Source organism: Loktanella gaetbuli, assembly GCF_020531945.1.
GTDB classification, from domain to species: domain Bacteria; phylum Pseudomonadota; class Alphaproteobacteria; order Rhodobacterales; family Rhodobacteraceae; genus Loktanella; species Loktanella gaetbuli.
This window is the reverse complement of record NZ_JAJATZ010000001.1, coordinates 584,767-610,671: the sequence shown is the minus strand read 5'-3', so window position 1 is coordinate 610,671 and position 25,905 is coordinate 584,767. Positions and strand designations below refer to the sequence as shown.

The window sequence follows — 25,905 nt, the reverse complement described above, 5'->3', positions numbered from 1 at the left end:
CTTGCGCCTCTTGCGGGCGTTGGGATCGAACATGGCGCGAATTGCGCCCCTGGTCAAAGCCCTAGCGTCAAAGCATGTAGCAACTGTGGCCGGTTGGCGGCAATCCCATGCCTTTGATCAGCGGCCCAGACGGCGGGCAATATCCTCGGCCAGACGGGTCAGTGCCACCCCCTGTGCGGCCACGGCACCAGACTGATCGGGCGCGGACATGGGGATCACATAGTCAAAGGCCTGTGCGCTGTTGGGATAATCAATCCCGTCACCACCGATGAAATACTGACCTGATAGACGGTAGGTGCCGGTGACCGCGCTGCCCAGCATGTCGGTCACACGCACGTCGACCACCACGTCGGGGATCGACGGGAACGGCCACGGCTCTGGCCCGACGACAGCCGACAGGATGTCATCCATCTGCCGGGCCAGCGCTAGTGTCACGCCGCGTCCCGGATCATCCGCCGACAACAGATCACCGTCCGACGTGATGACACCCGGTGCTGTTTCCAGCGCGATTTCCTCTGACGCAGCATAGGCGGGCAGGGTCACATCGCGCAGCACCACCGTGCTCATGCGGGCGGTCAGGTTCAGTGTCGATGGCGGCACGGGGGCCGACAGGCGGGTGGTCGTGCTGCTGCACGCGGCCAGGGCCGCAACCCCAAGGGCGATCAATGCTGGTTTCATGGTCATGGTCTATCGCCCCGTGATGAGTGAGTTCGGATTGCGCTGGATGGTCCGCGCAAGGTTCGTGATCGCGTCCGCGGCCTCTTGGATCCCGCGCAGCACGCCCGTGATATCGTTGTTGAACCGCGACCGCTCGCCGTAGCTTGCGATGACATCGCCGGACGAGGTGATCAACGCACCGGCCTGATCGGTCAGGTCGGGCAGGGTGTTGGCGGCTTCCTCGATGGCCTGCGCTGCATCTGACGCGGATTGCAGTGCGGCATTCACATTCTCGATCGCACCGCCTTCGCGCACCTCTGCCAGCGTCAGCTGCACCTCATCCAGCGCAGACGACAGGGATGCAGGCAGCGCCTGTGCCGACGGCGTGGCGGTGATTTCGGTCACGCTTTGCATCAGTTGTGTTGCAGCGGCCGACAGCTCGTCCAGATCCATCCGTGCGGCTTCGGCTGACAATGCGTTCAGCTGTTCCGTGATTTCCGGCAATTGCTGGGACGCCGTGTCGATGCTTTGCGCAGCAGAGGCTGCCGCGTTGATCGCCTCGGTCAGGCGGGCCGAGATGTTTTGCGCCGTCAGGTCGGACAGGATTTGGCCTGCCTCGTCCGCCACACCGCGCAATTCGCCGGGCAGGGCCTGCACGTCCTGACTTGCGATCAGCAGACGCGCCTCGTCCAGCAGCTGGTTCACAAAGACCGGCACCTCTTGCAGGTCGTCGTTCGACGCCACCTGTTCGATCGCGGCCAGCGATGCTTCGGCCTGAGCGAGAAGCGCGTCCAGTTGCAGTGCGTTGGCCTTGGCAATGACCTGTTCCAGCTGGGTCGAAATCTCCGGCAGGTTTTCGGTTCCAGCAGACACATTGGTCAGGATGCCGTCCAGCTGGCCTGCGATATCGGCATCCCCCACGGACGTGATGATCCCTGACAAACCGCCGATGGTATCCTCCAGCGTGTTCAGCAGGTTGTTCACCTGTCCCGGCACGGCCTGGATCGCGTCGCTGCCCACGACATCGCGCACGTCCGCCAGCAGACCCGCCACCTGTTCCGGCGTGTCGATGACACCATCCGACCGCAGCAACGCGTTGGCGCTGTCCATCACATCGATGGCGGCGGCCAGCAGTTCCTCGATCGGCAGATCGTTGATCCGTGCCAGAACGCCTTCGGCTTGATCCGCAACGTCGGTGATGTTCGACGCCGTCGTGGGAATGATCGGATAGGGCTCTGCGCTGACATCCAGCGTGGCCTGCGCGGCATCCGCAACCTCGATCAGTTCGACCGTCAGGTTGCCTGACAGCAGGCTGCCGGTGACCAGTCGTGCCCGCAGACCCTGATCGACGAAACTTGCCAGCAAATCCAAGGCGTTCTGCGGCGTTGCTTCTTCGCCCAGGCCCAGGCGGCCGGGTTCGATGGCCAGCACCGTGCGCAATTCGACACGGCGTTCGGTGAATTCGTCGTCGACGACCACGGCCCCCAGTTCGGATACCTGACCAATGCGAATGCCCTGGAACCGTACATCGGATCCCACCGACAGACCGCTGACGGACCCGTCGAACAGCACGGCAACGTTCAGTTTCGGGCGACCGACCTCGTTGAACAGGCTGGACCGTGCTGTTTCCTCGTCGCTGAACAGATCAAAGGTGTATCCATCGTTGATCGGCGCGCCGCCGGACACCACGGTGTCAAATGCAACGCCGCCTTCGATCAATGACGCAAGCGAGCTGACATCAAGCGATACACCACCCGCACCAAGCGAGACGCTGAAGCCTGCCGTGTCCCAAAACCGCGTGGAGGAGGTGATCAGTGCGTCGTAGGGTTCTGCTACAAATGCGCTGACCGATACGCTCAGCCCGTCGGGTGACAGGACGGGTTCGGACAGGACGCCGACCTCGATGCCCTGATGCAGCACAGGTGCACCCGCCGACAATGCGCTGCCTTCGGTCGTGCGCAGCACGATTTCGGTTCCGGTCTGGCCCGGAGGGGCCACCGGCGCGCGTTGAAGCCCTGTAAAGGATGTCTGCGCAACGTCGGCCTCGCGGTCCCAGTCGCCTTCGATGTAGACGCCGGACAGGACCGTATCCAGACCGGTGATGCCGCGCACACTGACATCGGGGCTGATGATCCAGAACTTGGCGTCCTGATCCATGAACGGCCAGACCGCCTGATCGACGCGGGCGAATACCAGAACCTCTTGCAGGTCCTCGGAAAATTCGACCCGTTCGACGGTGCCCACAGTCACGTCGCGGTATTTGATCTCGGTTTCGCCCGCGTTGATGCCGGATGCGCTGGGAAATGAAATCTCGATCTCGACACCGCGGTCGGAGAACGATTGCCAGGCCACACCGACCGACACCAGCAATGCAAGGATCGGCACCAGCCAGACGAACGATAACCGCCGCCAAAAGCTGGGCTTGCCCGGTTTCATGTCGAGTTCCGCGGCAGCGTATTCTTCAGTCATGGCTGACAGGTTCCTCTTCATCCCAAATCAGACGTGGGTCGAACGCCAACGCTGACAACATCGTAAATATGACCGACAGCCCAAAGCTGAGCGCCGCAATACCCGGATTGATGGTTGCGACGGCATTCAGTTGCACCAGTGCCGACAAAATGGCAACGACGAACACGTCGATCATCGACCAGCGTCCGATAAATTCCACCACATCATACAGTTTGTGGCGCTGATGCTGGTTGCGGCTGGATCTGTGTTGCACAGCCCAGGCCAGATAGGCGATCGCGATGAATTTGCCGACCGGAATCATGATCGAGGCGACGAACACGATGGTCGCGATCCCGTAGCTGCCATAGTGCAGCAGTTCGATCACACCGCCGATAATGGTCTGTTCCGACCGGTCAAGCAGCGTTGATGTCAGCAGCATCGGATAGATATTGGCGGGGATGAACGCGATGATCCCCGCGATCAGCCAAGCCCAGACCTTTTGCAGGCTTTCGGTATCGCGTGACCGGATCGGTCCGTGGCACCGTTTGCAACGCACGGCACCGCCCGCATGGACCTGTCCACACCGGCGGCAGCCGATCAATCCCGCCTGTCGGGCAGTGATCAGTCGCGGGAGGTCAGGTCGAGAGCTTTCCAAACGGTATACCTACTCATGATGCGATCGTTGAAAATGGTGATGATGACCAGCGTCACAAAGGCCCAGAACGCAGGGCCGATTGTCACCTGTGCTATGCCCGTGATCTTGACCAGGGCCACGGCCACGCCGACCATGAAAATCTCGGCCATGGCCCAGGGCCGCAATTGTTCGGTCATCGCAAAGGCGATCCGCGCGCCCGGACGGGGTTTGTGACCCAATACCAACGGACCCACCGCATAGATCAGTGCCAAAAGCCGGGTCAGCGGCAACACGATGATGAACAGTGCCACCGCGATCGCCACCGGCACGCCTTTGCCCGAACTGAACGCCATGATTGCGCTCAGCACCGAGGTTTCATTGGTGAACCCGGCCGCGTTGATGTCCAGAAACGGGAAACTGATGGCCGCCATCATCAGGATCACGGCCGCACAGGCCAGGCTGACCATCTGCACCAATGCATCTGACCGCCGGGTGACCAGCACGATACCGCACCGCACGCAACGCGCGCTGCCGCCCTCGGGCAGTTCGCGTTCGATATGCAGCGTGTCGCAATGCGGACAGGCGATCAGATCATCCAGGGGTGGCAGTGACATGGGTTCCAACAGGGTTTGGACCGCAGGACGATTGCGGCTGGTCAGGTGAACCCTTGGCATCATATTCCGGGCAGAGACCTGAAATGACGTCAGAAAGGGCATAATCGATGTCAAACTATTCTATTGAGCCGCCAAGGCAACCCGCGCTTGCCGTTGTGGGATCAGACTTGCGTTACCCGGTCGCCCGGATTTTCTGCATCGGCCGCAATTACGCCGACCACGTGGCCGAGATGGGCGGCGACGTGACCCGCAGTGCGCCGATCTATTTCACCAAATCGGCACATCACCTGCTGACCGATGACGCCGACATGCCCTATCCGCCCGGCACGCAGGATCTGCACCACGAGGTCGAACTGGTCGTCGCCATCGGCGCACCTGCGACCGGCATCGACAGAACCGCGGCAGACAGCGTCATCTGGGGATATGGTGTGGGCCTGGACATGACCCGCCGCGATTTGCAGGGCACCGCCAAAAAGGCAGGCCAACCTTGGGACACGGGCAAGGATTTCGCGGGCTCTGCCATCATTGGCGCGTTGACCCCGGCCTCTGGATTTCACCTGACCGAGCAAAAGATTCATCTGTCCGTCAACGGCGACACCCGGCAGGAATCACCCCTTGCCGCGATGATCTGGTCCGTGCCGGAAATCATCGCCAACCTGTCCACGCTCTATACGCTGATGCCGGGCGATATCATCATGACGGGCACGCCTGCGGGTGTCGCGGCGGTGAACAAGGGCGACACGCTGGTCGGTCAGGTCGACAGGCTTGCCCCGGTGCGTACGCGGATCGTCTGACGCTATTCGCCCTTGGGGGTCAGCGTGATCTCGCAGGGGATCGCGCGGTCCAACACCCGCTGCGCATTGGGAATGTCATTGCTCTCGGCGCGGCGGGTGGCGGCGGCACGGCTGTAATTCAGGCTTAACCAGCGCTGGATCAGCCTGCTGCGCAGTTGCGGCATCGGCACCTCGACACGCACGGTCAGATCCCACAGGTCCGCCAGATTGTGCCAGGGCGCTTCGTCGAACATCAGGTAATTGCCCTCGACGAGGATGACCGGGCAATCGGCCGGAATTGCGATGGCACCAGCCACCGACAGGTCGCGGGTGCGGTCGAACATCGGGGCCACGACCTCGATATTCTCGCCCAGCCTGCGGATCAGATGCAGGAACCCGTCCCCGTCAAAGGTTTCGGGCGCCCCCTTGCGCGCGCGCAGATCGCGGGCGTCCAGAATGGCGTTGTCCAGATGAAACCCATCCATCGGCACCACGAGCGTCGGGCATTTTTGCAGGTTCAACCGGCGCGCCAATTCCTTGGCCAGTGTCGATTTGCCGGACGCGGGGGCACCGCAGATGGCGACCAGGATCCGGTCTCGTCCCTCGCGCAGGGCGTGTATCCGATCTGCAAGCAGATTGACCTGATCTGTGATATCCATCACGGCGTTACTTCCTTGTCCTGATCCGGCCGATTGTGCCGCGCTACAGCACGCTACCCAGCACCGCCCCTGATTTCGAGGGGAAATTTGAGACACTTCATCACTTTGTGCGGTTCGATCTTGGAGATTGGGCCCGACCCGGCGTAGCAAGGATTCATGACAGCGCAGACAAGTGATCTTGACCAGCAGACCACCCCGAAACCGCCGCGCGGCCGATTGCGCCGTGTCGTGTCCTTGCTTTGGGCAGTGTGGCAAACGGCGTCTGAACGGCACATCAGCCTGATTGCAGGGGGTGTTGCGTTCTTCAGCATCTTTGCGCTGTTTCCGGCGGCTGCCGCGATCATTTCGCTGTTCGGCCTGATTGCCGACCCGGTGGTCGTGGTCGAGCAACTGGAGCTGATGCAAGAGATCATTCCAGAAGACACGTACCTGTTGCTGACCGAACAGATGTCGCGTCTGCTGGCGACGCGCAGCGATAAGTTGGGCTTTGCTTCGGTCGTGTCGCTGTTGCTGGCGGTCTGGGCCGCGCGTCTGGGCGTTGCGGGGCTGATGTCGGGCCTGAACGCCATTGCGGGACGGCCTGCGCGCAACGGGTTCAAGCAGATCGTCGTGGCGCTGACGCTGACCGTGTCGCTTGTTGCACTGGCGCTTGTTGCCATGGTGGCGGTCGTGCTCGCGCCGATTTTCATCGCCTTTGCGCCGATCGCGAATGACACGGCCTGGCTGCTCGAGGGGATTCGCTGGCTGGTGGCGCTTGTCGTGCTCTACAGCGCACTCAGCATCCTGTACCGCTTTGGTCCGAACCAACGCGGTGCGCGCCTGCGCTGGATGACCGTGGGGGCAGGGACCGTCGTGATCCTGTGGATCGCGGCCTCGGTCATGCTGTCCTACTACCTGGGAAATTTCGCCCGCTACAACGAGGTCTATGGGTCCATCGGCGCTGTCATCGGGATGCTGCTATGGCTATATATCACAGCCTTTCTGATCTTGCTGGGGGCGGCGCTGAACCTGCATGTACACGGCAATATCGACGGCAAGCATGATGCTCCAGATGCGACAAAAGTGTCACCCCCACGGCAGCAATAAGGCAGCTGTCGCCAAGATTCATCTGGATTTACAAATCCCTCCTCGCTACGCTGACGGCAATCAAAATCGATACGTCCCTTGATGGGCGTGCACATGAGGCGGAGTATATTATGTCGGCGATTGAATTCGTCGTTCGCAACGATGCGGGCGGCTTGCAGCGTGGCGCGGTGTCCGGAAACGGGCAAGACGCGAACATCATCGTATCTCAGGGTCAGGACGTTTCGCTGAATTTGCAGCGCAGCCACGTGCTGAGCTATGCGCGTCAGGGGCAGGCGCTTCAGGTCATGCTTGTTGACGGCCAGGTGATCACGATCCAGGGCTTCTTTGGCCCGGACGGCACACCCCTGAATGATCTTTTCCTGTCTTCCGGCGGTCAGCTGGCGCAGGTGCAACTGGTGCCGGGCGACGGCAACCTGCTGCTGGCGCAGTACATTGACGAGGACGGGTTCGGCAAATGGTCGCCCGATGATGACCTTTATTTCATCGAAGTGGCGTCGCTGGATATCGCAGGCACCGAAACCGGCGCCGATGTCGGCATGCTGGGCGTGCCCCTGCTGGCTGGTCTGGGCGGAATCGGCGGTGGTGCCGCTGCGGCTGGTGCAGCGGCACTGGGCGGGATCGCATTGCTGGGCGGCAGCAGCGCCGAGAGCGATGACGGCGACACCGATGGCGGCACACAGGGCGGCGGCGGCGACGGCACACCCGGCGGCGGTGGCGACGAAGGCGGCGGCGAAAATGGCGACGGCGGCGGTGGCGGCGGTGGGACCGGCGGCGACGGCGGCGACAGCGCACCTGAAATCGTCATTTCGGGCGGCACACGCAGCACCGGCACCGTAGTCAACGGCGAAGACTGGGACGACGGTGTGGAAATTTCCGGCACCGGAACGCCAAACGCCTCTGCCACGCTGGTCATCAACGGATCGACGATCCCGTTCGACATCGACGGCAGTGGTCAGTGGTCCGTCACCGTCCCGACAAATATCGCGGGCGAGGGTGAATATTCCTACGAGGTCGTGGCAACCGTGACGACCGGTGGTGGCACGTCCTCTGCGACCGATTTCCTGGACGTGGATACCGTCAACGAAATCACCCTTGATACCTCTGCCGCTGGTGGCGACGGAACGGTCAACCTGGTCGAACGCAACGCTGTGGGCGTGCTGGTCACCGGCACCGCCGAGGCGAACGCCACCGTGACCGTGACCTTCAACGGCAACGGGTCCGGCAACATCACGCACACCACGCAGGCCGATGGCAACGGCAACTGGACCTACACCTTCTCGGGTGCCGAGGTGCCCGGTGGTGAATATCAGGCCGCCGTCAGTGCCACATCCACCGACGCGGCAGGCAACGCGGCCTTTGCCCGCGGCACGGTCGAGGTCGACACGCTGGCATCCGTCGATATCCGCGAGGAAATCGTCGGCGGCAACGGCGTCATCAACCACGTCGAGCGCGGCGCACAGACCATCGACATCACCGGTCAGGCCGATGCCTTCTCCGAGGTGCGCGTGACCTTTGAAAACGGGTCCAAGACGGTTGTTGCGGGCGAGGACGGCAGCTGGACCGCGAATTTCTCGACCTCGGTCATCCGCAGCGGCAACGTCGAAACCTTTACCACGATCACCGCAGTCGCGACCGATCCGGCAGGCAACGTCGTGACCGATCAGGCCGATGTGCGTCTGGATACCTGGGTCAACCGCCTGACGCTGAATTCCCCGGTCGAAGGGGCAGACAACACCGTCAACCGCGCAGAGGCATCCGATGGCGTGACGCTGACCGGCACGGTCGAACGTGGTGCCACCGAAGTGATCGTCCGTTTCGATGCCTCGCAGAGCGGGACACCCAGCGCTATCGTCACGCGGGCGGCCACTGTGGACGCCAACGGCAACTGGTCCGTGTCCTATGCCGCCGGTGAGATCCCCGACGGCACCTATCAGGCGAATGTCACGGTCGCGGCCAAGGATCTGGCGGGCAACAGCCGGTCGATCAACGGCCAGTTCGATGTGGATACCGATGTGCCTGATGCGCCCTCGGTCGAAGGCATCGGCGACTATGATCGCGGCGTCACCTTTGTCACCATCGACGGCAACCCCGACGACATCCGGGTTCATTCCTACGACGAGGGCGGCAACGGCCGGTCCCTGATCGCGACGGACGGCGACGGCATGAAGAATTTCCCAGCCGACGGCGAGGAAACATTCAGCTTTGACGCGCCGGTCGTTGATGGCAAGCAACTGGTGATCACCGCCACCGACGATGCGGGCAACAGCAACTCCACCCTGCTGGTGGTGGATGTGAATGGTGTGGTCAATCTGAACGCGGCCGGGCTTGATACCTTCAACATCGGGGCGATTGACCTGGATCAGGGCGACAACGCACGCCTGACGCTGACCAAGGAGTCCATCGACGCGCTGTCGAACAATGACAACGTGCTGGTTGTGCACGGGTCCATCGACGACAGCGTCACCTTCAACGGCAACGCTGCGTGGAAAGAAACGCAGCAGATCGATGGCCGCTCGTACGACGTCTACAGTCTGGGTGACGACAGCGAGCTTGTGATCGACAGCAGCATCGCGTTTTCGCAGAACGTCGTCTGACGATCCTCCTGGTCCGGTCAAACGGACCAGCATCAGGGGGGCAGGCAACGTCCTTGCCCCCCGCCTATCCCCAGGGCCCACGACAGGGCTTGGGGGTGGGCACTCCCCAAAGACTATAAAAATAACGGGCGGGCTGCGGGTGAGCTATCGGCAAATCACAATGACGACGGGGGTAGTGTGTCTTGCACTTTCCCTGACTGCCTGCGGGCGGAACGATACAGATGCAGAAGTGGCACGCGCACAGGGTACGCCACTGGATTTCGCGGGGGCCGCGGCTGCGCCGACGATGGATGCCACGCTGCCCGGTGGCGATACCTCTAACATCATTGCAGGACTCAAGGCGCGGCGGACCGTGCTGAATGACGGTTTGTATGCCGATGTGGCACGCGCCGCCGTTTCCAATCGCACGTCGCAGGCGGAACAGGATCTGCGCGCCGCACGGTTTCGCGCACAGGCACAGTCGAAAAACTGGCTGCCGTCGATGGGACCGCAAGTTAGCCTGTCATCGGTCGGATCGCTTGTGACGACCTTGTTCATCGAACAGACCATTCTGGATAACGGCCGTAATAAGGCCGAACGCGCCTATGCCAACGCCGAGGTCGAAGTCGCGTCTGTCACCTATGCGCAGGACGCCAACGACCGCGCGTTCGAGGCGCTGAACCTGCTGTTGACCGCCCAGACCGCCGAGGCGCGTGCCGCCGTCAATGCCGCAGCACTGCCGCAGCTGGAACGTTACGCCTACATCATGGACGAACGCGTCAAGGGTGGCGTCAGCAGTCCCGTCGACGCCAGCATCGTGCATCAGAAACTGCAACAGATGCGGGCTGACCGCGATCTCGACCTCGAAGGTGCGGCATCGGCGCGGGCTGAACTGGCCGCAATGACAGGCGCCCCGGTCACGGCCAGCACGACCGATGCTGCGTTCCGCACCGAATTGACCGCACAACCCTTGCCGGACCTCAAGGCCGAAGCCGAGGCGACCCTTGCCGGTGCCGAGGCTGACGCCGGGCGCGCCGGATTTTTCCCGCGTCTGGCAGGCATTGCCAGCATCGGTGACAGTTCCGACGTGGGACTGACCGCCCAGATGGATCAGGACATCGGTTTCGGCACCCGTGACGCGATGCGCGCGATCGAGGCGCAGCGCGTCGCCGCCATCGCCGCCGTGTCCGAAACCCGCGAGGACACCGCCCGCACACTGGCCAAGCTGGAGGCAGAGCGCAGCTCGCTTACCCGGCAGTTGGTGCAGGCCGAGGAACTGGCCCAAGGGGCCGCGCAGGCATTCGACACCTACGTGCAGGCACAGCGCGACGGTCAGCGCACCGTGCGCGAGGTTGTCACCTTGATGGAATCCCGCGTGGGCACCGCCCGGCGTGCGGCATCCCTGCGCTATGACATCATTCGCAACGATCTGAAAATTGCCGCCCTGCGCGGCGTCCTTGTTGACGGAGACATCCTATGAGCGGTCCGGTTCTTGCATTCGACGTCGCCAATTCGCGTGGCATGAAACTGGCCAAGATCGACCCGGTCAAGGTGCCCGCCGATCAGGCGATCGACGGCACTGTCCTGACCGAAAATACGCCACAGCATGCGGCACCGAACGCGCCGGTCCATTCCGCACTTGCCGTGGAAAAGGCTGCGATTACAGCGACCTATGCCGCGCTCTTGGGGCAACCGCTCAAGGCGACGGACGTGCTCGAAGGGCAGGCGGCGGATGCCCATGGCGATCTGGCCCCCGCCAATCTGGTCGCCGCATTGAACGCTGTGGGTCTGCGGGCGCAGGCCATCGTCGCCCTGCCGCCCAAACCGTCCCACTGGCCCGCCATCGCGCGGCTGACCTCGGACAAACTGGTGCTGGTGCTGGAACAGACCAAGGACACCATCGTCGTCCACGACCCCAGCGCGCCCGACAACTGCGAAGAAGTATCGCTGCGCGAATTCACGGAACATTTCACCGGCCGAATCATCCGCGCCGAGGTGCCCGCCGCCGTTCTGACGGAACGCCACGGCACCAAGGCCGCGAAACGTCACTGGTTCTGGGCCGAAATCCTGTCGTTCCGCCGCATCATCGGCGAGGTGGCCCTTGGATCACTGGTTGCCAACCTGCTGGCAGTGGCTGTCGCGCTGTTTTCGCTTCAGGTCTATGACCGGGTGATCCCCAACCAATCCACGGCAACCCTTTGGGTGCTGACCATCGGTGCCGGGCTTGCCATGCTGATGGAGGCCGCCCTGCGCATCGCCCGCGCGCGCCTGATGGACAACGCCGGCCGCCGGATCGAGTTGCGGTTGCAGGACATGCTGATGAACCGCCTGCTGGGGATGAAGGCTACGGCCGCACAATCCCCTAGCCAGACCTTTGCCGCGATGCGTGAATTTTCGTCTATCCGCGAATTCTTTACCGCCTCGACCATTGGTTCGTTGACGGACATTCCGTTCATCTTCCTGTTTCTCGCCCTCGTCTGGTCCATCGGCGGCCCGGTCGTCTGGGTGCTGGTCGCCGGTGGCGTGCTGATGGTGCTGCCATCGCTGTTCCTGCAGAAAAAGATGATGGACCTGACGCTGGCCGCACAGGGCGCATCCACAAAATCCAGCCGCCTGCTGCAAGAGGCCGTGTTCGAGGCCGACACCATCAAATCGCAGCGCGCAGAGGGCCGTTTCAACCGCATGTGGGCAGAACTGACGGGGCTGTCCGCCCTGTCCACGTCCGAGCAGCGTCGCCTGTCCACGACGCTGACCTACTGGGCGCAGGGCGTGCAGCAGGCCACCTATGTCGCCGCTGTCGTCATGGGGACCTTTCTGGTGTTTGCCGGTGAATTTACGGTCGGGACGATCATTGCCGTGGGCATCCTCACCAGCCGCACGCTTGGGCCGCTGAACGGTCTGGCGGGTCTGATCGCGCGTTGGTCCAATACCAAGGCCGCATTGACCGCCCTCGACCAGATTGCGGATTCGGATCAGGACAACGATGCCACGCGCACCTACCTGCGCCGTGAAACCGTGGCGGGTGAATACGAATTGCGCGACCTTGCCTATACCTATGACGCCGACGGCGCGCGCGCGCTGGATATTGCCTCGCTCAAGGTGCCCGCAGGCCAGATCGTCGCTATCCTCGGGGCCAACGGGTCCGGCAAATCGACGCTGCTGAAAATCCTGTCCGGCCTGCATGTGCCGACATCGGGCCGCGTGCTGATCGATGGTGTCGACATGGAACAGGTCGCCGCCCGCGACCTGCGCCGGTCCATCGGCTATCTGGGCCAGGAGGTGAAACTCTTTGCAGGCAGCCTGCGCGACAACCTCAATCTCACGCAGCTGGAACGTGACGACGACCGGATGCTGGCGGCGCTGGATTTCGCAGGTCTCGGCCCGTTTGTGCGCGCTCACCCCAAGGGGCTGGATCTGGATATCCGCGACGGCGGGGCAGGCCTGTCGGTCGGTCAGCGCCAATCCATCGGCTGGGCGCGCCTGTGGTTGCAGAACCCCAGCGTCTGCCTGCTGGACGAACCCACATCCGCGCTGGACCAGACGCTGGAAACGACGTTGATCAGTCGCCTCGAAGGCTGGATGTCCGGGCGCACCGTGATTGTCGCCACGCACCGGATGGCGCTGCTAAAATTGGCCGACCGCACCATGGTGCTGCACAATGGCCGACTAGCCGTTGACGGACCCCGCGATCAGGTCCTTGCCCATTTGAACAAGGAGGCATCGTGATGGCCGTTGCGGATACCGAATTTCAGGGGGCCGCCCGCGGTCCCAGCCTGATCATCTGGCTGGTTGCGGCCACCGTCATCATCTTTATCGGCTGGGCAAAATTCGCCTGGGTCGACGAACTTGTCCGCGCCGAAGGCGAAGTGGTCAGCGCATCGCGTCCCCAGATCATCCAGAACTTCGAGGGTGGCATCCTGGCCGAACTCTTTGTCTCCGAAGGCGACACCGTCGAAGAGGGCGATGTCCTCGCCCGGCTGGAAGGCACGCAATTCGTCTCGGCCGTGCAGGACCTGTCCGAACAGATCAACGCCGCCACGATCCGCCGCCTGCGGCTGGAGGCCGAAATTGCGGGCCTGTTCGATTTCGATGTACCTGCCGATATCGCCGAGGCCAGCCCCGGCATCGTGCAATCGGAACGCGCCCTGCTGGCCGCACGTCAGGCCGATTACGCGTCCAAGGTTGACGGCGCGCGCCGCGTCATGGACGAAACCGGCAATGAGCTGGCCCTGATGGAGGACATGCTGTCGCGCGAAATCGTGTCGCTGATCGAGACAACCCGCGTGCGCAAGGCCTTTGCCGACGCTGAAATCAAGTACAACGAGGTTGTCACCGGTGCCGATCTGGCTCGTGCCACCGAATATACCGAAACGTTGCAAACGCTGTCGCAGCTGGAACAGAACATCAAGATTGCCCGCGACCAGCTGGACCGGACCGTGATCCGCGCGCCGATGCGCGGTGTGGTCAACAACATGGCCGTTACCACCATCGGCGGTGTCATCCGTCCGGGCGAGGAAATTTTTCAGATCATCCCGCTGGATGACGCGCTCTATGTCGAGGCGCGCGTGAAACCGCAGGACATTTCCGGCGTGACGACGGGGCAGGACGCCACGGTGAAACTGACCGCTTATGACTACACCATTTACGGTTCGCTCAAGGGGACGGTTCAGACCGTCAGCGCCGATACGTTCAAGGACGAACGCCGCCCCGAGGGCGACGCCCACTACCGGGTCATCCTGCGTGTGGATCAGGAAAATCTGGGCGTGCGCCAGTCCCGCATCGAAATGCGCCCGGGCCTGATGGCCACGGTCGAACTGCACACGGGCGAGAAAACGATCCTCAGCTACCTGACCAAGCCGCTGTATCGGTCGTCAGAAGCGCTGCACGAACGCTAGGACGCAGCGCGGGGTCCGCGCCCTGCGGCCCACAGTGCCAATCGCCTGCATCAAGGTTGGCTTCACTTGCGTGAACGAAACCTTGATACGCAGGCGATTGGCGCGCCTGCAGCTACGGCATTTTGCGTGACAAGCACTGCGATATTCAGTGCATTTTCATCTAGATGAAGATTTGACCCTCAAATGACATAACATGTTTCGCATGCGAAACATGTTGATTTCGTTATGTAACGGCAGCCTTGGCGTGAAATTGCGGGTCGTCCCACAGCCGGTCTGTCATCACCCGCGCAATCACGTCCACTGCCGCATCCACGTCGCCTGCGTCGATGAACAGCGGCGTGAAACCGAACCGCATGATATCGGGGGCGCGGAAATCGCCGACCACACCATGCGCGATACAGGCCTGCATCGCGGCGTAGCCCTGCGGATGGCGAAACGACACCTGTGACCCACGCGCCGCAGCATCCCGCGGCGAGGCGAGCGTCAGGTCGGGGCAGGCGGCCTCGACCCCTGCGATGAACCTGTCGCACAGTGCCATGGAGGCCGCGCGGATGTCGGCCATGTCGATCGTGTCCCAGATGTCCATGGACGCCTCGAGTGCCGCCATCTGGATCACGGGCGGTGTGCCGACCCGCATCCGTGCCACGCCATCACCCGGGCGGTAGCCCTGTTCGAACGCGAATGGGGCCGCATGGCCCAGCCAGCCGGCCAGAATTGGCCTCGCGGTTTCGGCGTGCCTTGGCGCGACATAGATGAACGCCGGCGCACCGGGTCCACCGTTGAGGTATTTGTACGTGCAGCCGACGGCAAAATCCGCACCACAGCCCGCGACATCGACATCCATGGCACCGGCTGAATGCGCAAGATCCCAGATCGTGATGATGCCCAGCGTCCGTGCCTGTGCCGTCAGCCCCGCCATGTCGTGCAGCCGTCCGGTGCGGTAATCGACCTGCGTCAGCATCAGCACCGCGACCTCGTCGGTCAGGGCATTCGCGACGTCCTCGGGGTCGACGACGCGTAGCTCCAACCCGCCGCCCAGTGCCGCGATCAACCCCTCGGCCATGTAGAGGTCGGAGGGAAAATTGCCGCTGTCGGACAGGATGACCTTGCGGTCGGTCATCGCCAGTGCCGCGGCCAGTGCCTGAAACACCTTGACCGACAGCGTATCGCCGACGGTGACGTGACCTTCTTCGGCGCCGATCAGCCGCCCGATCCGGTCTCCCAGGTCCATTGGCTGGGCCATCCAGCCCGCACGGTTCCAGCCCGTGATGACCATCTCGCCCCATTCATCGGTCAGCGTGCGGGCTACACGTGCCGGCGTTGCCTTGGGCAGCGGACCCAGCGAATTGCCGTCCAGGTAGATCATCTCCTCCGGCAAATGAAACATATCCTTGGTCTTTGCAAAATCGGTCATGCCGCGCCTCCAAATTTTCGCGAAAATTTGGCCCGGTCCGGATTTTCGCGAAAATCCGGCATCAGACCTGCCCCCCCGATATCTCGATTGTCTGGCCGTTGACACTGCGCGCGCCGTCCGAACACAGCCACATCATGGCTGCTGTTGTTTCGGCAACATCCAAGAGTTGCTTGCTGCGGTTGGCCCTGGCGACCAGTGCCGCGGCGCCGGCCTTGTCCACGTCGAACTTGCGCATCAGGCCCGGCAGCTGCGACTGCACGATATCGGTGTCGACATAGCCCGGGCAGAGCGCGTTGAAGGTCACCGGACGTTTGTGCAGGTATTCCTCTGACAGCCCCCGGATCAGGCCGATCACGGCGTGTTTCGATACGGTGTAGGGGACCGCGTTTTTCAGCCCGCGCACCCCTGCGATGGAACTGACGACGATCATCCGGCCCGTCATGTCATCGGGCAGTGATTCGAGTGCGGCCTGAAACGTCAGGAACACCCCGTCGAGATTCGTGGTCATCGTGCGCCGCCATGTCGCGAGCGAGATTTTGGCGAATGCGCCACCCTCGGCGATACCTGCGTTGGCGATGCAGATCTGCACCGGGCCCCGGTCTGCTGCGGCCGCAGCAATCCCGTCTCTCACCGCGGATTCGTCGCCTACATCCATTTGCAGCGGGTGCAACCTGGGATGATCGGCGGCGGCTGCCTGCAGCACGTCCAGTCTGCGGCCGGTGATCGTGACGTTGGCCCCGGCATCGGCCAGCGCGATCGCGATATCGCGTCCGATGCCGCTGCCGCCGCCCGTGACCAGCGCATGTTTGCCCAGATGTTCCATAATCGTCCTTTCGTTTGTCCGCAGCCTACGGTTTGATGCAGCGGGGACAAGGAGTGTATGCAGATGAAACGCATCGATCTGCCGCCGGTCTGGCTGGCGTTCTGCGCATTGGGTGTCTGGCTCAGCCGTGGCATCTTGACGGCGGGCACCGCCGTCACGGTCGGGATCGGGACCGCATTGATCGTGCTGGGCCTCGTGATGATGGCGATTGCCGTCCTGACCATGGCGCGCAGACATACGACCGTCATTCCGCACCGTGAACCCAGCGCGCTGGTCAGTCACGGGATCTTTGCCTGGTCACGCAACCCGATCTATTTGGCCGACGCCATTGTCCTGGTGGGATTGTGCCTGCGTTGGCAGGCACCCTTGGGCCTGTTGCTTGTGCCGGTGTTCATCTGGTGGATTGCGCGGCATTTCATCGTTGCCGAAGAAGCACGCTTGCGCGCTGCATTCGGCACAGCCTTTGCACATTACGTGCAAAGGACCAGACGTTGGCTTTGATGTTACCGCCATCGGCGGCTTGTGAAATATTATTGCGCGGTCTAACACTGGCGCGATCAAAAATGGGGGACTTCGATCCGTGAAAATCGGCGCACCAACAGAAACGTACAAGGGCGAGGCCCGCGTGGCCATGACGCCCGCCTCGGCCCGGGATTTGCAGAAACTCGGTCATGAATGTCTGATTCAATCCGGCGCAGGCAATGCGGCCGGATTTACCGACGACGCCTATCGCGCGGCAGATGTGACCGTTGTCGACGATGCCAAGGCGCTGTTCGAACAGGCCGACGTGGTCGCCAAGGTGCGCCCGCCATCACAGGCCGAGGTCCAGATGCTGCGGCAGGGCCAGACGCTGATCTCGTTCTTCTACCCCGGTCAGAACGAAGACCTGATGAAGGCCGCGAACGATCAGGGTGCCACCGTCATCGCGATGGACATGGTGCCACGCATCAGCCGCGCGCAGAAAATGGACGCCCTGTCGTCGATGGCAAACATCGCGGGCTACCGTGCCGTGATCGAGGCGGGCAACAACTTTGGCCGGTTCTTTACCGGGCAGGTGACGGCCGCCGGCAAGGTACCACCCGCCAAGGTGCTGGTCGTCGGTGCCGGTGTGGCAGGCTTGGCCGCGATCGGCACGTCGACCTCGCTGGGTGCGATCACCTATGCATTCGACGTGCGCCCCGAGGTGGCCGAACAGGTCGAATCCATGGGGGCAGAGTTCGTATTCCTCGATTTCGAAGAGGAACAGCAGGACGGGTCCGCAACGGGCGGTTACGCCGCCGTGTCCAGCCCGGAATTTGCCGCAGCCCAGCTGGCCAAGTTCCGCGAGATTGCACCCGATATCGACATCGTCATCACCACCGCCCTGATCCCCGGTCGCGACGCGCCGGAACTGTGGACCGAGGACATGGTCAAGGCGATGAAGCCGGGATCGGTCATCATCGACCTGGCCGCCGAACGTGGCGGCAACTGCAAACTGACCGTGATGGACGAAAAGATCGTCACCGAAAATGGCGTGACCATCGTGGGTTACACCGATTTCCCGTCCCGGATGGCGACGCAATCGTCGCTGCTGTACGCGACCAACGTGCGGCACATGCTGTCCGACCTGACCCCCGACAAGGACGGTCAGATCAACCACAACATGGACGACGACGTGATCCGGGGGGCCACGGCCACCCATGCAGGCGAGGTGACGTTCCCGCCACCCAAGCCCAAGGTCGCAGCCATTGCCGCCCAGCCGAAAAAGCCCGCGGCCAAGGAACTGACCCCCGAGGAAAAACGCGCCAAGGAAGTGGCCGCGTTCAAGAAAGAGACCAAGACGCAGGTCGGTCTGCTGACAATCGGTGGCGCGTTGTTGCTGCTGGTCGGTCTGGTCGCACCCGCCAGTTTCATGCAGCATTTCATCGTGTTCGTGCTGGCGGTTTTCGTCGGGTTCCAGGTCATCTGGGGTGTCGCGCATTCGCTGCACACACCACTGATGGCCGTCACCAATGCGATTTCGTCGATCATCATTCTGGGCGCGCTGACCCAGATCGGATCGGGGTCATGGCTGGTCGTCATCCTCGCCGCACTTGCGGTGTTCATGACAGGTATCAACATCTTCGGGGGCTTCCTCGTCACACGGCGCATGCTCGCCATGTTCCAGAAGTCCTGAGGGGGTAAACAGACATGGAATTCGGTTTCACAACAGCGGCCTATGTGGTCGCAGCCATTCTCTTCATCCTGTCGCTGGGCGGTCTGTCCGGCCAGGAAAGCGCCAAGCGCGCGGTCTGGTACGGTATCGTCGGCATGGCCCTGGCGGTTGCGGCGACATTGATCGGACCCGGTAGCGGCTATTGGTTGCTGTCGGTCTTGATGATCATTGGCGGTGGTCTGATCGGCTATCAGCTGGCGACCAAGGTGCAGATGACGCAGATGCCCGAACTGGTCGCAGCGATGCATTCGCTGGTCGGTCTGGCGGCGGTGATCGTGGGCTACATCGCCCATATCGAAATCGCGCGGCTGATCGAACTCGTGGCCACAAGCGGTCCTGATTTCGACCGCAGCTCTCAGGGGGTATTTGCCGGGCTTTTGCTGAAAAAGACCGTGACCGAGATGAACATCCTGCGGGTCGAGCTGTTCCTGGGCGTGTTCATCGGTGCCGTGACCTTTACCGGGTCGGTGATCGCCTATGGCAAGCTGGCGGGCCGTGTGAATACGGCGGCGGCCAAACTGCCGGGCGGTCACATGCTGAACGCCGGGGCTGCGAGTTTGTCGTTGCTCTGCCTGATCTGGTATTTCAACACGGGCGGATTTTTCCCGCTGTTCATCATGACGCTGGCCGCGCTGTTCATCGGGTATCACCTGATCATGGGCATCGGTGGTGCTGACATGCCGGTCGTGGTGTCGATGCTGAACAGCTATTCCGGCTGGGCGGCTGCCGCGATCGGTTTCAGCCTGGGCAACGATCTGCTGATCGTGGTCGGCGCGCTGGTCGGTTCGTCCGGTGCGATCCTGTCCTACATCATGTGCAAGGCCATGAACCGGTCGTTCGTCAGCGTGATCCTGGGCGGCTTTGGCGGGCCTGCGGGTGAACAGATGGCGGTCGAGGGCGAGCAGGTCGCCATCGACGCCGACGGTGTCGCAACCGCACTGAACGAGGCGGACAGCGTCATCATCATCCCCGGCTACGGCATGGCGGTGGCGCAGGCACAACAGGCGGTCAGCCAACTGGTGACCAAACTGCGCGCGCAGGGCAAGAACGTCCGGTTCGCCATTCACCCCGTGGCGGGGCGTCTGCCCGGCCACATGAACGTGCTGCTGGCAGAGGCCAAGGTGCCCTATGACATCGTCATGGAAATGGACGAGATCAACGATGATTTCCCCAACACCGACGTGGCCATCGTGATCGGGTCGAACGACATCGTGAACCCGGCCGCACAGGACGATCCCAACAGCCCTATCGCCGGGATGCCGGTGCTGGAATGCTGGAAGGCGAAACAGGTATTCGTGTCCAAGCGCGGGCAGGGGACCGGCTATTCCGGGATCGAAAACCCGCTGTTCTTCAAGGACAATACGCGGATGTTCTACGGTGACGCGAAACAATCGCTTGAGGCGCTGTTGCCCAAGATCGACTGAGCGAAACCACCAGTTTGACTGGAATATACGCCCGGTGCCGCAAGGTGCCGGGCGTTTGCGTTTGCGCCCGCTGCGGCAATTTTGTCGCCGCGTCTGCGGATGTTTTGGCGGTGCAAAACGAATCTTTGCCGCGCCTGAGCGGCGCAGTAGTGATAGCCAAATTCAACTGTGGGGGGATCTCATGCCACGTATCGTTACTGCTGCAACCTGTCTGGGTCTGAGCGCCCTTTTGTCCGCCTGTGGCGGCGGTGGCGGTGTGACCGTCGACCGCGATTTCGTCGTGGGCAAGGCCGATCAGTTCGAGGCATTGTCAGACCGGCTGGACACGATTGCACCGACCCAATTTACGGCCATGCCGACCAGCGGCAGCGCATCATTCAAGGGGGCTGGCGGGTTCTTTGTCGAAAACAACGTGAACCGGACCTCGGATGATCTGACCATCGTCGGCGATGCCGACATCACCGCCAATTTCAGTCGCGGCACGGTGACAGGCGATGTGACGAACCTGTTCGGTGTCGTGGGGGCCAACCCCAAGACGGGCCGTTTCTTTGACGTGGATGGTGACATCCAACTGGGTCGCCGTGGGTCATCCATCGGACGTGGCGCGCCCAACAACTTTGCCACCACCTATGACGGAACGCTGCGCACCGACAGCGACGGCACATTCGTGCTGCGTGGGACGGTCGATGGTAAGTTCGGTGGCACGATTCCATCCGCTGCAAAGACACCCGATACGATCCGAGCGATTGCCGGTGTTGACGAGGACGCAGGCATTACGCGCAACGGTCGTGCCATCGACGCGGAATTTCTGGTCTTCGGCGAGAACTGATAGTCAGCCACCGCAGGTGGCACCATTTTCTATCAAAGCTCCCGGCGTCCTATGCGCCGGGCGTTTTTAGTTTCAGAGCCTCGCTGCACGGGATCAGCTCTTCGCCGCTGCCCATTCACCTGGGGCCAGGTCCGCAACGCACCAGTCACCGATTTGCCAGCGCACCAGCCGGAGTGTGGGAAACCCCACATGCGCCGTCATGCGGCGTACCTGACGATTTCGCCCTTCGGTCAGGATGATTTCCAGCCAGCAATCCGGCACGGTTTTGCGGAACCGGACCGGTGGATCGCGGTCCCACAGGTCCGGTGCGGGGATGCGTCGCACCTGTGCCGGACGGGTCGGCCCGTCCTTGAGTGTGACACCCGTGCGCAGCGGGGCGAGTGCGGCATCGGTGGGGTCGCCTTCGACCTGTACGAGGTAGGTTTTGGGGGCCTTGAACCGGGGGTCCGCGATGCGGGCCTGCACCCTGCCGTCACTGGTCAGCAGCAGCAGCCCTTCGCTGTCACGATCAAGGCGCCCCGCAGGGTAAACCCCTGATGGCAAACCGAAATCAGACAGTGTGCGGCGCGGGGTCGGGCTGCGCGCATCGGTGAATTGCGACAGCACGTCAAAGGGTTTGTTCAGCAGGATCAGATCAGACATTTCACTGTCCTAGCGTGCTGACGGCAGGGGTGCAAAATAAATGCGGTTGCACGAAAAATCCGCTTGATCGGACAGGGCGAATGCATCACATGCGCCTGACAGACGCCAACGCACGCGCATCCGGGTCGGTTTGCATGACCCCTGTAGCGACGGTAACGTCTCCCTTGGAACTGAGCGGTCTCGGGTGGGTTAAACCATCCAATGGCCGGGTCTACTGGAGATGACCATGAATGCATTTGCTGGCGCTGCTGCGCCCACACGCGTGCCGACACCCAAGCTTGATACATGGGTCGCATCACAGGATTTCGACAAACCGACACTGGTCATTGATGTTGACCGGGTCGAGGAACAGTACCGCGCGCTGAAGGCGGGTCTGGGCCACGCCGACATCCATTATGCGGTCAAGGCGAACCCTGCACCGGAAATTCTGAAACGCCTGACCGACCTGGGGTCCCATTTCGATGCCGCGTCCAAGGGCGAAATCCAGATGTGTCTGGATGCAGGGGCCCGCCCGGACATCATCAGTTTTGGCAACACGATCAAACGGGCGTCTGACATTGCCTGGGCGCATGCCGCTGGCATCACCCTTTTTGCCGCCGATGCCCCCGAAGAGCTGGACAAGATCGCCGCCAACGCACCCGGCGCGCGGGTCTACATCCGCCTGATCGTCGAAACATCAGAGGCCGACTGGCCGCTGACGCGCAAGTTCGGTTGCGACAGCGACATGGCGCTGGACATGCTGGATTACGCCAAATCCGTGGGCCTGTCGCCCGTGGGTCTGTCGTTCCACGTTGGCTCGCAAACCCGCCGGGCCGAAATGTGGAAACCCACGCTGGACCAGCTGTCGGTCATCTGGAAACGCGCCAAGGACGCAGGGCACGACCTGACCTTGCTGAACATCGGTGGCGGATTTCCCGCGTTCTACGGCGAGGCGATCGACACGCCGACCGATTACGCCGCCCGCGTGATTGCGCTGGTCACTGAAACCTTTGGCGATATTCCCCAAATCATGGCCGAACCCGGTCGTGGCATGGTGGCCGAGGCCGGTGTCATTGTGACCGAGGTGATGCTGGTCAGCCGTAAATCCGACCGCGACGTGCACCGCTGGGTCTATCTGTCGATCGGTCGGTTCTCGGGGCTGGCCGAAACCGAGGGCGAGGCGATCCGCTATCAGTTCGAGACCGACCGCGATGGTGATGCCACCGGCCCCTGCATCGTGGCAGGCCCGTCCTGTGACAGTGCCGACGTCCTGTACGAAAAGCGCCCGATGCAACTGCCGCTGACCCTGACCAGCGGTGACCGGGTGCTGATCCGCAACACCGGGGCCTACACCTCGACCTATTCCAGCGTGTCGTTCAACGGCTTTCCGCCGCTGGATGTGGTTGTGATCTAAGGGTTTTCACAGAACCGCGATGGTGATGGCGGCGCACGGTATACAGTCGTGCGCCGCTAAGTCGTTCTGCTACAGGCATTTTATCGCTTTACCCAAGGGCGGACACCGCTAGGTTGATCCACAACAGTTTCGAAGTGGATCACCGATGCCGCCGATTGCCGATCACCCGCTGCGCTATGCGATGGCCAATGAATTGCACGCCCGTCCGTTTCCGGCGGTGCAGGCCCCGTCGCGTGCGGCCTTTCTGGCGATCAAGCCGGCGGAAAACGCCGCAGGCCGCGACCGCGATGCGGATCGGGCGCATCTGATTGAACTGCTGGACCGCCACGGCGCGCAGCATCCGCAGCCGGGGGCCACGCATTATTCCGGCTATCTGGGCAAGCATCTGCTGAAATGGGAAAGCCACACGGAATTCGTGACCTTTACCCTCTTTGGTGCGGGCACGGCAGAGCGGCCCTTTGACGGGTCGACCTTTGGCATGTTTCCCGAAAGTTGGCTGGCCAAGGCACCGGGGGTCCGCATCACCTCGGCCCTGATCCGGATCGAACTGTCAGAGGATGATGACGGCATCACCGACAAGATCGACACCTGGTTCGTGCCGGAAAGCCTGGCCATCAGTCGTGTGCTGGACGGAGAGCTGATCATCGCATCCGATTTCAGGATCGACGAGGCCGGGCACATGCGGTTTGCCATCTTTGCGCGGCCCGCCGCCGGAGAGCGGCGCACGGGGCGCGTGGTACAGCGGTTGTGCGAGATCGAGACCTACAAGGCGATGTCGATGCTGGGCCTGACGCGGGCGCGTGATCTGGGCGCCGATATGGCGCAGATCGACGCCCGTCTGACCAATCTGCTGGAACAGATGTGCGGCACGGTGACCGAACCGGCCGAACTGCTGCACGACCTGCTGCGGGTGTCGTCAGAGCTGGAGAACATCGTTGCGCAATCGGCGTTTCGGTTCGGTGCAACGGGGGCCTATGAGACCATCGTGAACCAGCGGATCGAGGTGCTGCGCGAAACGCGCTACGCCGGGCGCCAGACATTCGGTGAATTCATGATGCGGCGGTTTGACCCCGCGATGCGCACGGTCAAATCGACCGAGGCGCGGCTCAAGGCGATGAGTGATCGTGCCTTGCGGGCAGGGGACCTGTTGCGCACGCGGGTGGATGTCGACCGGTCGGCGCAGAACCGCGATCTGTTGCGCAGCATGGATGCGCGGTCGGATATGCAGTTGCGGTTGCAGAAAACGGTCGAAGGGCTATCGACGGTGGCGATCAGCTATTACGCGGTCAGCCTCGTACTTTATATGACGGGACCGCTGGAGGACATGCTGGACGTCAGCAAGACGACGATGGCCGCCATGGTGACGCCACTGGTGCTGTTGGCGGTCTGGTTCATGGTCAAGCGCCTGCGCCGGCATCTGGAGTAGCCGAATTTTCGCGAAAATTCGGGCGCGTCCAATTTTTCGCGAAAAATTGGGGTGTCATACGAATGTCGCGCGCAGGTGGTCCGCACGAAACAGACCGACCTTCCACGCAAAGACCAGACCGACGGCGGCTGCGGCGACGTTGGCGGTGACGGCGGCGAGCGTGATCCCGGTAAAGTCCAATATGCCGACGCCCAGCCATGCCAGCGGCAGATACAGCGCAAAGATCCGTCCCAGCGACAGAGTCATGGACCAACCCGCCTTTGACCGCGCATTCATCGCAGCATTGATGACCACGACGAAACCGTAGCCGAACAGCGACCAGCCCACGATTTTCATATAGGTGACCGCGTAATCTGCAGCGCCGCCGCCAGAGGTCAGCCAGCTTGCGAAGGGTTGCGCAAAGACAAAAAGGATCAGGCCCACCAGAACGCCATATGCGATGCAGAACGCCAAGGCTGCCTGAAGCCCCTTGGCCGCGCGGTCCTTTTGTCCGGCGCCCCAATTCTGGCCTACGACAGGACCGATCCCGGACGACAGTGCCAGCATCGGCACCAATGCGATTTGCTGCACGCGGGTCGCTGCGCCAAAGCCGCCCACGGCATCGGTGCCAACGGTCGCTACGGCGGCGGTGACGGCGGCCATACCTGCCGGATTGATGGCGTTGGAAAAGGCCGCGGGCCCACCGACACGGAACAATTCTTTTGTTGACCACATCAGGTCCTGGGTCACGTTTTCGCACCAGATCAGGATGTTCTGCCGGCCTGCATAGGCAATGGCGACCGCACAGATGACCATCCGTGCGACGAACGTGCCAAGGGCGGCACCCGCTGTGCCCATATCGAATGTAAAGACGAAGAGCGGCGTCAGGATGATATTCAGGACCGCTTCGGCCGACATCAGGACGGCGGGGGCAACGGAACTGCCGTGGGCGCGGATCAACGCGTTGATCTGCATCGTGATGACCAGCGGCGGAAACGACAGGCACCAATAGGGCATGAATGCCGCGATTTCTGTCTGCACGTCGTCCTGTGCGCCAAGTGCGGCAAAGAGGTAGGGATAGGTCAGATAGAGGGCACCCGCGATAAACAGGGACATGATCAGCCCCAGCCCCACCGTGTGCAGGCCGATGCGCGTCGGGTCACGGTCGGTGTCATCAGAGCCTAGCGTCTGGCTGACGGTGGCGTTGGCCCCGGCGCTGAGACCGATGGACAAAGATGTGATCGCCGCTGTGATCGGATAGATGAAGCCGACGGCGGCGAGTGGAGCGCCCCCCAGCTTACCCAGGAAATAGGCGTCGGCAAGGCCGACGGACAGGACGGCGAGGATACCGATGACCATCGGGCCGGACAGGCGGGCGAGGGCGCGCCAGACAGGCCCCTGTGTCAAATCGGTATCATCAGCGCTCATGAGGGGTCCTTTGA

General features: G+C 62.4%; 21 protein-coding genes. 12 read left to right on the top strand and 9 right to left on the bottom strand.

What is annotated here, in order from left to right; translation table 11 throughout:
• Positions 1–117: 117 nt before the first annotated feature.
• From LGQ03_RS03060 to LGQ03_RS03045, 4 genes are read right to left on the bottom strand one after another with little or no spacing between them, the layout of a single operon-like run.
• Positions 118–684, bottom strand: a complete 567-nt coding sequence (locus tag LGQ03_RS03060; RefSeq protein ID WP_226747182.1) for a PqiC family protein — start codon at positions 682–684, stop codon at positions 118–120.
• A gap of 3 nt (positions 685–687) precedes the next feature.
• Positions 688–3,126, bottom strand: coding sequence for a PqiB family protein (locus LGQ03_RS03055; RefSeq protein ID WP_226747181.1), 2,439 nt, complete (start codon positions 3,124–3,126; stop codon positions 688–690).
• Complete coding sequence (locus LGQ03_RS03050; RefSeq protein ID WP_404807399.1) at positions 3,119–3,727, bottom strand: paraquat-inducible protein A; 609 nt, start codon at positions 3,725–3,727, stop codon at positions 3,119–3,121. The genes LGQ03_RS03055 and LGQ03_RS03050 overlap by 8 nt, the downstream gene beginning before the upstream one ends.
• Entirely contained in the window at positions 3,727–4,353 is a 627-nt protein-coding gene (locus tag LGQ03_RS03045) for a paraquat-inducible protein A (RefSeq protein ID WP_090159666.1), read from the bottom strand. Before LGQ03_RS03045 ends, LGQ03_RS03050 begins: the two co-directional genes overlap by 1 nt.
• Before the next feature lie 107 nt (positions 4,354–4,460).
• Here LGQ03_RS03045 and LGQ03_RS03040 point away from each other — a divergent pair, with 107 nt between their 5' ends.
• Positions 4,461–5,147 (top strand): fumarylacetoacetate hydrolase family protein, encoded by a 687-nt coding sequence (locus tag LGQ03_RS03040; protein ID WP_226747179.1) that lies wholly within the window; start codon positions 4,461–4,463, stop codon positions 5,145–5,147.
• Positions 5,148–5,149: 2 nt separating this feature from the next.
• Here the strand turns inward: LGQ03_RS03040 and LGQ03_RS03035 are convergent, their stop codons facing one another.
• On the bottom strand, positions 5,150–5,785 hold the full coding sequence (locus LGQ03_RS03035; RefSeq protein ID WP_226747274.1) for a nucleoside/nucleotide kinase family protein: 636 nt from the start codon (positions 5,783–5,785) through the stop codon (positions 5,150–5,152).
• Between the two features lie 156 nt (positions 5,786–5,941).
• On the opposite strand from LGQ03_RS03035, the gene LGQ03_RS03030 reads away from it, so the two are divergent.
• The 5 genes from LGQ03_RS03030 (at position 5,942) to LGQ03_RS03010 (ending at position 14,339) form a co-directional block, all read left to right on the top strand.
• Positions 5,942–6,871 (top strand): YihY/virulence factor BrkB family protein, encoded by a 930-nt coding sequence (locus tag LGQ03_RS03030; RefSeq protein WP_226747178.1) that lies wholly within the window; start codon positions 5,942–5,944, stop codon positions 6,869–6,871.
• 110 nt (positions 6,872–6,981) lie between these two features.
• Entirely contained in the window at positions 6,982–9,465 is a 2,484-nt protein-coding gene (locus LGQ03_RS03025; RefSeq protein ID WP_264194518.1) for a BapA/Bap/LapF family prefix-like domain-containing protein, read from the top strand.
• Positions 9,466–9,694: 229 nt separating this feature from the next.
• A complete protein-coding gene (locus LGQ03_RS03020) occupies positions 9,695–10,924 on the top strand; it encodes a TolC family protein (protein WP_226747177.1) in 1,230 nt (409 codons plus the stop codon).
• Complete coding sequence (locus LGQ03_RS03015; protein ID WP_226747176.1) at positions 10,921–13,170, top strand: ATP-binding cassette domain-containing protein; 2,250 nt, start codon at positions 10,921–10,923, stop codon at positions 13,168–13,170. Before LGQ03_RS03020 ends, LGQ03_RS03015 begins: the two co-directional genes overlap by 4 nt.
• On the top strand, positions 13,170–14,339 hold the full coding sequence (locus LGQ03_RS03010; RefSeq protein WP_226747175.1) for an HlyD family efflux transporter periplasmic adaptor subunit: 1,170 nt from the start codon (positions 13,170–13,172) through the stop codon (positions 14,337–14,339). Before LGQ03_RS03015 ends, LGQ03_RS03010 begins: the two co-directional genes overlap by 1 nt.
• A gap of 223 nt (positions 14,340–14,562) precedes the next feature.
• Here the strand turns inward: LGQ03_RS03010 and kynU are convergent, their stop codons facing one another.
• Positions 14,563–15,753: a kynureninase gene (gene kynU, locus LGQ03_RS03005; protein ID WP_226747174.1), complete on the bottom strand. Its 1,191-nt coding sequence runs from the start codon at positions 15,751–15,753 to the stop codon at positions 14,563–14,565.
• A gap of 61 nt (positions 15,754–15,814) precedes the next feature.
• A complete protein-coding gene (locus tag LGQ03_RS03000; RefSeq protein ID WP_226747173.1) occupies positions 15,815–16,576 on the bottom strand; it encodes an SDR family NAD(P)-dependent oxidoreductase in 762 nt (253 codons plus the stop codon).
• A 63-nt stretch (positions 16,577–16,639) separates the two neighbouring features.
• Here LGQ03_RS03000 and LGQ03_RS02995 point away from each other — a divergent pair, with 63 nt between their 5' ends.
• The 4 genes from LGQ03_RS02995 to LGQ03_RS02980 all read left to right on the top strand — a co-directional run bounded on the left by LGQ03_RS02995 (position 16,640) and on the right by LGQ03_RS02980 (position 21,023).
• On the top strand, positions 16,640–17,077 hold the full coding sequence (locus LGQ03_RS02995; protein ID WP_226747172.1) for a methyltransferase family protein: 438 nt from the start codon (positions 16,640–16,642) through the stop codon (positions 17,075–17,077).
• Positions 17,078–17,156: 79 nt separating this feature from the next.
• A complete protein-coding gene (locus LGQ03_RS02990; protein ID WP_226747171.1) occupies positions 17,157–18,731 on the top strand; it encodes a Re/Si-specific NAD(P)(+) transhydrogenase subunit alpha in 1,575 nt (524 codons plus the stop codon).
• A gap of 14 nt (positions 18,732–18,745) precedes the next feature.
• A complete protein-coding gene (locus LGQ03_RS02985) occupies positions 18,746–20,194 on the top strand; it encodes an NAD(P)(+) transhydrogenase (Re/Si-specific) subunit beta (RefSeq protein WP_226747170.1) in 1,449 nt (482 codons plus the stop codon).
• A gap of 181 nt (positions 20,195–20,375) precedes the next feature.
• The gene (locus LGQ03_RS02980; protein WP_226747169.1) at positions 20,376–21,023 is read left to right on the top strand and encodes a HupA family protein; all 648 of its coding nucleotides are present in this window, start codon (positions 20,376–20,378) and stop codon (positions 21,021–21,023) included.
• 93 nt (positions 21,024–21,116) lie between these two features.
• On the opposite strand, the gene LGQ03_RS02975 is transcribed toward LGQ03_RS02980, so the two are convergent.
• Complete coding sequence (locus tag LGQ03_RS02975; RefSeq protein WP_090159594.1) at positions 21,117–21,665, bottom strand: pseudouridine synthase; 549 nt, start codon at positions 21,663–21,665, stop codon at positions 21,117–21,119.
• A 226-nt stretch (positions 21,666–21,891) separates the two neighbouring features.
• On the opposite strand from LGQ03_RS02975, the gene LGQ03_RS02970 reads away from it, so the two are divergent.
• Positions 21,892–23,058, top strand: a complete 1,167-nt coding sequence (locus LGQ03_RS02970; RefSeq protein ID WP_226747168.1) for a type III PLP-dependent enzyme — start codon at positions 21,892–21,894, stop codon at positions 23,056–23,058.
• 145 nt (positions 23,059–23,203) lie between these two features.
• Complete coding sequence (locus LGQ03_RS02965; protein WP_090159592.1) at positions 23,204–24,484, top strand: DUF3422 family protein; 1,281 nt, start codon at positions 23,204–23,206, stop codon at positions 24,482–24,484.
• Positions 24,485–24,538: 54 nt separating this feature from the next.
• On the opposite strand, the gene LGQ03_RS02960 is transcribed toward LGQ03_RS02965, so the two are convergent.
• Positions 24,539–25,891, bottom strand: a complete 1,353-nt coding sequence (locus tag LGQ03_RS02960) for an MATE family efflux transporter (protein WP_226747167.1) — start codon at positions 25,889–25,891, stop codon at positions 24,539–24,541.
• Between the last annotated feature and the right edge of the window lie 14 nt (positions 25,892–25,905).

What these genes read in the sequence shown, in the direction of transcription:
- LGQ03_RS02965 (WP_090159592.1), top strand. Translation starts at nt 23,204, where the DNA reads ATGCCGCCGATTGCCGATCACCCGCTGCGCTATGCGATGGCCAATGAA.
- LGQ03_RS03055 (WP_226747181.1), bottom strand. Translation starts at nt 3,126, where the DNA reads ATGACTGAAGAATACGCTGCCGCGGAACTCGACATGAAACCGGGCAAG.
- LGQ03_RS03015 (WP_226747176.1), top strand. Translation starts at nt 10,921, where the DNA reads ATGAGCGGTCCGGTTCTTGCATTCGACGTCGCCAATTCGCGTGGCATG.
- LGQ03_RS02980 (WP_226747169.1), top strand. Translation starts at nt 20,376, where the DNA reads ATGCCACGTATCGTTACTGCTGCAACCTGTCTGGGTCTGAGCGCCCTT.
- LGQ03_RS03035 (WP_226747274.1), bottom strand. Translation starts at nt 5,785, where the DNA reads ATGGATATCACAGATCAGGTCAATCTGCTTGCAGATCGGATACACGCC.
- LGQ03_RS03025 (WP_264194518.1), top strand. Translation starts at nt 6,982, where the DNA reads ATGTCGGCGATTGAATTCGTCGTTCGCAACGATGCGGGCGGCTTGCAG.
- LGQ03_RS03040 (WP_226747179.1), top strand. Translation starts at nt 4,461, where the DNA reads ATGTCAAACTATTCTATTGAGCCGCCAAGGCAACCCGCGCTTGCCGTT.
- LGQ03_RS02995 (WP_226747172.1), top strand. Translation starts at nt 16,640, where the DNA reads ATGAAACGCATCGATCTGCCGCCGGTCTGGCTGGCGTTCTGCGCATTG.
- LGQ03_RS02975 (WP_090159594.1), bottom strand. Translation starts at nt 21,665, where the DNA reads ATGTCTGATCTGATCCTGCTGAACAAACCCTTTGACGTGCTGTCGCAA.
- LGQ03_RS03030 (WP_226747178.1), top strand. Translation starts at nt 5,942, where the DNA reads ATGACAGCGCAGACAAGTGATCTTGACCAGCAGACCACCCCGAAACCG.
- LGQ03_RS03045 (WP_090159666.1), bottom strand. Translation starts at nt 4,353, where the DNA reads ATGTCACTGCCACCCCTGGATGATCTGATCGCCTGTCCGCATTGCGAC.
- LGQ03_RS03010 (WP_226747175.1), top strand. Translation starts at nt 13,170, where the DNA reads ATGGCCGTTGCGGATACCGAATTTCAGGGGGCCGCCCGCGGTCCCAGC.
- LGQ03_RS02960 (WP_226747167.1), bottom strand. Translation starts at nt 25,891, where the DNA reads ATGAGCGCTGATGATACCGATTTGACACAGGGGCCTGTCTGGCGCGCC.
- LGQ03_RS02985 (WP_226747170.1), top strand. Translation starts at nt 18,746, where the DNA reads ATGGAATTCGGTTTCACAACAGCGGCCTATGTGGTCGCAGCCATTCTC.
- kynU (WP_226747174.1), bottom strand. Translation starts at nt 15,753, where the DNA reads ATGACCGATTTTGCAAAGACCAAGGATATGTTTCATTTGCCGGAGGAG.
- LGQ03_RS03060 (WP_226747182.1), bottom strand. Translation starts at nt 684, where the DNA reads ATGACCATGAAACCAGCATTGATCGCCCTTGGGGTTGCGGCCCTGGCC.
- LGQ03_RS03000 (WP_226747173.1), bottom strand. Translation starts at nt 16,576, where the DNA reads ATGGAACATCTGGGCAAACATGCGCTGGTCACGGGCGGCGGCAGCGGC.
- LGQ03_RS02970 (WP_226747168.1), top strand. Translation starts at nt 21,892, where the DNA reads ATGAATGCATTTGCTGGCGCTGCTGCGCCCACACGCGTGCCGACACCC.